The organism is Rhizobium sp. PEPV16 (assembly GCF_008919455.1).
GTDB lineage: Bacteria > Pseudomonadota > Alphaproteobacteria > Rhizobiales > Rhizobiaceae > Rhizobium > Rhizobium leguminosarum_Q.
In genome coordinates this window covers 10,540-17,364 of sequence record NZ_VSZV01000246.1, presented here as the reverse complement: position 1 = coordinate 17,364, position 6,825 = coordinate 10,540, and the positions used below count along the sequence as shown (strand labels likewise).

The window sequence follows — 6,825 nt, the reverse complement described above, 5'->3', positions numbered from 1 at the left end:
CCTTATAGCCCTTGAGGAGCCCGCCGATCTTGCTGGACGCGCCTGCGCCGAAACGGATGTTGGGCGGGGTTTGGAAAGTAAAGGCTTTCATGCTTTTGGTCCTCACTTGGCTCTCTCGGGCGGCAGGGCGGCCTGCCGCCCCCCTCTGAAAAGCCGATCCTTGCTGTCGATCGCCCCGGGGCTCCCCGAGGCGGTTTATTCCGGGTCGTTCAGCCCGCCGAGCAGTCGCTTGTACTTTGAATCATCGACCCGCACTGCGACCACATGCACCCCGCCGCCTTTGAGAGCGGCTTCAAGCGCCGGCATCAGATCGTCCAGCGTTTCGACCCGCGTTCCCCTGGCCCCAAAGGCTTCGGCCAATTTCACGAAATCCGGATTTTGGAAGTCGACGCCGAATTTCGGGAAACCTCTGGCGGTTTGCTTCGCTTCGATCATGCCCCAGCCGCCGTTGTCCAAGATGAGGACGACGAGGTTTAGCTTTTGTTCGACGGCCGTCATCAGTTCCTGGCCGGTCATCTGAAAGCCGCCGTCGCCGCAGACCGCCATGACGCGGAGCCCAGGATTGAGCAGCGCGGCCACGATCGCTGAGGGCACGCCGGCGCCCATGGTCGCGAGCGTGTTGTCGAGCAGCAGCGTATTGGGGTGATTGGTCCGATACTTCCGGGCGAACGGGATCTTGTAAAGGCCATTGTCGAGCGTAACAATGCTGCCTTCCGGCATGACCTTGCGAACAACGTGCACTATGCGATCCAGGGTGACCGGCCAACTTTTATCATCGGCACCCTCGCCAATCAGGGCGAGGATCCCCTCGCGCAGCGGCAGCAATCCGCCGGCATTGGGCAGCTTGCCCTCGAGGCGATCCGCCAGCGCCGCGACTGAAGCGCCGATGTCGCCGATGACCTCGAGCTGCGGCCAATAGGCCTGCGTGAAGGTCGCAGGCTGATGTGCGATGTGAATGACCTTCGGGCCGCCCTCAGACATGATGAACGGAGGCTTTTCGCACGTGTCGTGGCCGATGGCGATGATCAGGTCGGCCTTGTCGACGGCGACGTGGACATGGTCGCTTTTAGAAAGCGCCGCCGTGCCCATATAGAGGTTGGAGTCCTCCGCCACGACGCCCTTGCCCATTTGCGTGGCAAAGAAGGGAATGCGGGTGCGTTGCACGAAGTCGCCGATTTGGGCGTTCGAGTGCTGGTCGAGGCGGCTTGCCGCCCCGCCCACCATGATCAGCGGACACTTGGCCGCAAGGATCATTTCAAGCGCGAGATCGTGGGTCTTACCGCTTGCCATCATAGTTCATCCTCCTGACCTTCTTCGGCCGCAATGTCTTCCGGTATTACAACAAACACTGGGCCTTGCTTTGCCGCCTGCGCGATGCGGAGTGCGTCACTGAGGACTGGCCGGATCATTTGCACCGACTCGATTTGTACTGCGAGCTTGGTCACCGGCTTCATCACGGAGACGAGGTCGGTGACTTGGAAGTGCCCATGGAGGCTGCTTTTGATCGGCTTCTGGCCGGCGATCATCAACATCGGAAATCCGCCGAGATGGGCATACTCAGCGCCGTTGGGGAAGTTGAGTGCGCCCGGGCCGCAGGTGGAGAGGCAGCCGCCTGGACGGCCGGTGAGCCGGCCTTCGGTGGCGGCCATGAGGGCCGCATCCCACTCGGTGCGGGTCGCCACGAAATCGATCTTCTTCGACTTGCGCACCGACTCCATGAGGTCGAGGATTTCCTCGCCGGGGACGCCATAGATGCGCACGAAGCCCGCGTTCTCAAGCTCCCGCACAAAAATGTCGGACCCCTTGATCATGCGCTTCCGACGTTTATCAGATTGTGGCATAACAGACCTCCAGACGGTCTAATTAAAATATGACGCAATTAAAGCGTCATGTGGCTATTTACGATCATACGGCAGGAACGTCAACGGCCGTTAACCTGCCGCGTCAACAAAATTACCGGCTCTATCGGAGCAAGGCCTCTCGTGACGGCTTCGGCGGCGGAGACAATTTTGGTAGTGGACTTGCCAATTCCGCCGTTTCCATAGAATGCGATCTGCGAGCTGCCATGCTTGGCGTTCCTTCATGTGTTCGAAGCAATGCGGTTATCCCGCACCGCGGATGCGGCGGCCGTTCCGCTGCCTCGCAATAGCTCTCAAGATTCATGCCAAGCAGGCCGATTGAGCTGACGAACAATAATTCGCCGCTATTTCAGCGACGTGGGCGGAAAATATGGGATTGGGCGAAGAGGAATGCGTGTCGCGAAGCTGACAAAGGCGACGACGATGTCGTAAGTTGATTGTCGTCAACAACCGACCGACCGGGAATACTGGCAGGCCAGTGCTATCGCGCTAAACCACTCCTTGGGATACGATCCTACTTATCCAATAGCGCTGTCTCCGGTGGGATCATCGATCAAGCGCCGCGGCGAGCGATCCCATTCACCAGGACGAGCTAACCTCGTCCCGCATCTGGTGCCCTGCATAATGTTGCTGTCTGGCGCGCGCGCTGCTCCGCCATCGGCCAAAAATGTTTGAGCGGCCTCTCCCCACTCAAGGGACACGACGTCGAGCAAATGACGCTTGCCGTTTCATAAGTGTATCCGGCCCTGCGCGCCAGGAGTGCTGTTGCAGCTGGTCATGATGACAGGTCCGGCAGCCAAGCGCCTCCTCCTCGGTCAGACATTGGTTTTTCCTAAGGATGGACCAGTGCGTAGCCGAACACGGCAAATCGACTGGGGTGCATGGGGGGGGTGTCACAGGCTTCCTGCAATTAAAGTGCAGAACTGGAGGCGTGGCGTGCCCCTCGCGAATTCCAGCGGGGAAAGCGTGCGCCGTCGAATTTTGAGCCACCTGTCGCGGACCATCGGCGCTGCCCCACCTGATACAGTTGCAGAAGAAAGGGCCGGCGGAGTTTAGCTTGTCACAGTCGCGGTCGGGTTCGGCCCAGTCAAACCGATCCACGCGATCGCGTATGCAGAAACAACGTTGGTTCGGCGGTAGCGGTGTTTGGGGCGGCCTTCCTATGGATGCCCCCGGCTATGCAAGTAGGCATCGAGCTTTCTTGAGCATGTGAACGGGTGCGGTCATGTGTCAGGCCCATCGTTGCGGCATTATATGAACGGAGGGCCTGTATGGCGTTACGCGGATTACGTCTAGATCAAATTTGCGAGCTTTCAACTCGTTGCACGCTCCTGGTTATCGTAATGCCAATCATGTCGATCATAACCGGGCCGAGCGGCTCGCGGACGCTGTTTCGACCATGGGACGCCTGGCGCCATTCTCGTCGGCGGAACCTGCGACCATGGACTTCGATTTCCTCGAGACCGGCGGCAATCACCAGACGCACGCGGCGTGGCCGCGTCGATGATATAACCATTTCCTCAAAGAATATCTGCTTCGTAGTCTCCGCCTCCGCCATGGCGTTGACCGCCTTCAAGAGCTCAGCCGTTTCCGTACAACATGAAGCGTAGGGCTGCGTGCGTGGGCTCACTTGTTAAGTCCCCTGGATTAGGAACTCGCCTTACCTGCAGTCCGCGAAGCCCTCGACACATGCATTTTGGGACGACCCCAAACCTCGGATATGATGTCCATTACCTCCGCATTCGTGGAATTCAGTGTTTCCATCGCCTGCTCGTACGCCGATCGGCCTACCGCTCCGGCTAACAACTCATACAACGATCGATTTTTTAGCCAGGCTTCCCTGATCGCGTCCGACTCCCAGACGGTCGCAGTCAACAGATCATCCCCAAGGGAATCCCGTAGAAATGCGACTGCGTCCTGCTCTGAGACGTCACGCGGATCGTGCCTTGTCACCAAATACTTGGTGAAATCGTGATTTACGGGCCTCCCAGCCTTTTCGATCAAGGAGATTCTATGCAAGTAATAGTCTAGGGACATGGTCATTGACGCGATCTCAGGCCATTGAGGGCGGACAGTCACCAGAACGCCGGTCGCTGCTTCATAGGCACCCGCGGTCAGAAAGCTTCCACCTCCACAGTGGATAACGACGACGTCGTAATCCTCCTCGACTTCCTTGAGAGCATCCACCATTCTGATGCTAGCATCTGGATACTTCAATTTTTCACTATGGTAGCGCTGCGCACTTTGCCGTTCGAACCGGTGGAGCTCGAGATTACCCGGCACGAAATCAAGACCATCGAAATGGGTTGGTTGAATTATAGAACGCATACTGACCCGATCTTCATCATAGCTTAAAGCGGCATACATGCTCATCGGACGGCTGCCGAAACTGATATACGGAAAATTATAACCGAACCCTTTCGACAATGAGCCGTCGGAATCGAGATCTATAGCGAGAACGCGGTATCCTTGAAGTGCAAGGCCCTGAGCCAGATAGAGAGATGTGGTGGTGCTTGCGGAGCCGGCGGCTACTGAGATGATCTGTAGTTTCTCACCATCGCGCCTGCGCGGGCAAAACTTCAAAGCCTCTTTCTGACGGGCCGAAGCGAGATAGGCACGGAGTTCGTTGATCTGTCGAAGCGTATAGGAGCGCCGTCCTGCGGTCCCCAGCTTCGGTGTTGGCCCCAGCCCATCAATTGACAACTGGCGCAAATAACTGCCCGACACGCCGAGAATCTCGGCAACCTCGCCCAAGGAGAACGAGCGAAGGGTCCTGTCGTATCGCAAATTAGGAGCTGCCCCCCGCTCGATTAGGTGATTCCAGAGTTCTTTGGCATGGCGCTGAATGCGCTCCGAAGTGGTTTCCATTTGAGGTGGATTCTCAGAGCGTGGCATAGTGACCTCGTGACGGCATTTACTGTACATGACGTGTTTATTCTGTCACGATTTACCACATTATCTGCGCCCGTCAACAAGCACTTTGCCGCGCCAGGAAACTTATACTTTCGTCCGGGAATTCTTGTTCTCAATTCCTATTAGGGCGGAACGAGATTTTTGGGGCGATCTGCTCCGGGGTCCGGCTTGGGCTCCGCACAGGAACCGCTCGACCCAGCGTGCCACCACTTTCGCCGTTACCCCGGTATGGCCCTTCTGGCCGTCGGATCATGCGGCCCCGCTTGTCCCAATGAGCCTAAGACGTGGACTCGCGAATTGAATCGATTCAGATTCTTGTCACAACATGACGATCGTTGCGGTGCGGCGGATGATCTCGAAGAGCACAACCCGTGCCTTCGACATCCGCGCCAGCCGCCTGAATTCAGAAGAGGTCCGGCGCAGAACATTGCGCCGCTCGCGCGCAAGATCAGATCTCGTCCTCCGCGAAACCAGCGCCGCTAGGTCCCTGCCGCCGCCGGGCGGTGCCGGACCGGGCGCCGATCACGAAGATAGACGGTCATGCGCATAACTTCATCGGCGGCCAACTTTCGTCGGTTCGCTTTGTCGGGCAGCGTCGTGGCGGGCCGGTGTTAGTCCCCGATTGCAAAGCGGGCAATTGACCAGATGAAATCCGTCTGCATGGCAACGGCGGCCTGGTCGAGCTTGCCGGGATTGGTCCAGAACCAATTCGGATCCGGCGCGCCATTCGGACTGCAGGAACCGGATGGATTGGGGCAGAGCGCCGGGATCGGCGGATCGACAAATCCTGCTGGCGTCGTCATTATTCCCTTTGCGTTGACGGCGGCACGCGCATGGCAGGTGATGCAGGACGAAGTGTCGGCGAATCCGGCCTCCGTTACCGAATTGCCAAGATGCGTCGGCAAGCCGGTCGCCGAGACGAAGTTGGTCTGGCTGCCCTTCAGGCAGTAATGTTCCCACACGGGTGAAAGGCCTGCAGAGCTCAGCATGGCTTTCAGTGGGTCGTTCTTTGCACAGTCGCTGTAGGGCCGATCAAGGGCCTCATTCGCCTCCACGTCGGCGACAACCGCACCATAAGCATCATGGCATCCGGTATAATCGCAACGGCCTGGATTGTTCTGGTGCTCGAACGTTGCCCAGGTCCAGTTGGGCAGCACCTTACTGATGATATGCATGGCGGTTAGCGCGTATTTCTTCCCGTCAGGTGCCTCGCTGACATAATAATCGGCGCTATCGACCTCGTCGGCGGGCACCCAATTTGCCTTGACTTCCATGGCGCCGACAGGAGCTGAGATCGGCCGGCCGGCATTAAAGAAGGATCGCAGACCGGCCTTGGTATAGAGCTGGTTGCAAACGATGTAATCGAAAGTCGCCTGGTTGCGGCGAACTTCTTCGCTCCCGTCGGGCGACCCATGCGGGATGAGGCCCATAGGAGCCAACTGCTGGAGGGCTGGAAGACTCAGTATTTTAGGGCTAGCCACGGGAGTGGCGATTTCCGCCGCTGCATCCGATTGTCCACAGGACGGGTCACCTTTGGCGCCCGGAAAAACAGGGTGCGGAGTGAATGTATCTTCGTTCGAAGCCCATGTTTCGAACAAAACTTTGTCAGGGGTCGCCGCGGCGGGAGCAGCGACAGAAGCGAAGAGACGCCAAGACGCCTCGTCCGGCCTGTTGATTGCCAGGTTGGCATCGACCGACCGGGCGAAGCCGTCGAGGGATATGAACGCTAACGCAAAAACGGCACCCGTTGCAAATAATCTGGAAATCCAGTGCATCTTGTTCTCCAAGCAGTTTCATCAGTCTCCGAGCTTTTTCGGAGGGGATTTTGTATTCTATTGGTGACATCCCGCCTCGAAGCGGAAAAGGCGACTGCCGTCCGAACGGGTGATCGTGACGACTTCGGCGGGGGAGAAAATCTTGTTTGCTTATAGCTATCCCCTACCCGTCCCGTGGCCGGAGCCATTCAACTATGCTTTTGGGGAGCTTGCCCTGCGACTTGCTCGAAACGAGCACGCCGACATGCCCGCTCGGAAGCGGAATCTCCGTATAGTCG

At 58.0% G+C, this 6,825-nt stretch carries 3 protein-coding genes and 1 pseudogene; all 4 read right to left on the bottom strand.

The window, feature by feature from the left end; genetic code table 11:
- Positions 1 to 195: 195 nt before the first annotated feature.
- Positions 196 to 1,811 (bottom strand): annotated as a pseudogene (locus FY112_RS09245) (acetolactate synthase large subunit).
- 1,345 nt (positions 1,812 to 3,156) lie between these two features.
- Positions 3,157 to 3,435 carry a hypothetical protein gene (locus tag FY112_RS36685; RefSeq protein WP_181018189.1) on the bottom strand — a complete coding sequence of 93 codons (279 nt, stop codon included), beginning with the start codon at positions 3,433 to 3,435 and terminating at the stop codon, positions 3,157 to 3,159.
- 71 nt (positions 3,436 to 3,506) lie between these two features.
- On the bottom strand, positions 3,507 to 4,754 hold the full coding sequence (gene repA, locus FY112_RS09240; RefSeq protein ID WP_151518232.1) for a plasmid partitioning protein RepA: 1,248 nt from the start codon (positions 4,752 to 4,754) through the stop codon (positions 3,507 to 3,509).
- Positions 4,755 to 5,383: 629 nt separating this feature from the next.
- A complete protein-coding gene (locus tag FY112_RS37555; RefSeq protein WP_246700637.1) occupies positions 5,384 to 6,559 on the bottom strand; it encodes a hypothetical protein in 1,176 nt (391 codons plus the stop codon).
- Positions 6,560 to 6,825: the final 266 nt, after the last annotated feature.

What these genes read in the sequence shown, in the direction of transcription:
- repA (WP_151518232.1), bottom strand. Translation starts at nt 4,754, where the DNA reads ATGCCACGCTCTGAGAATCCACCTCAAATGGAAACCACTTCGGAGCGC.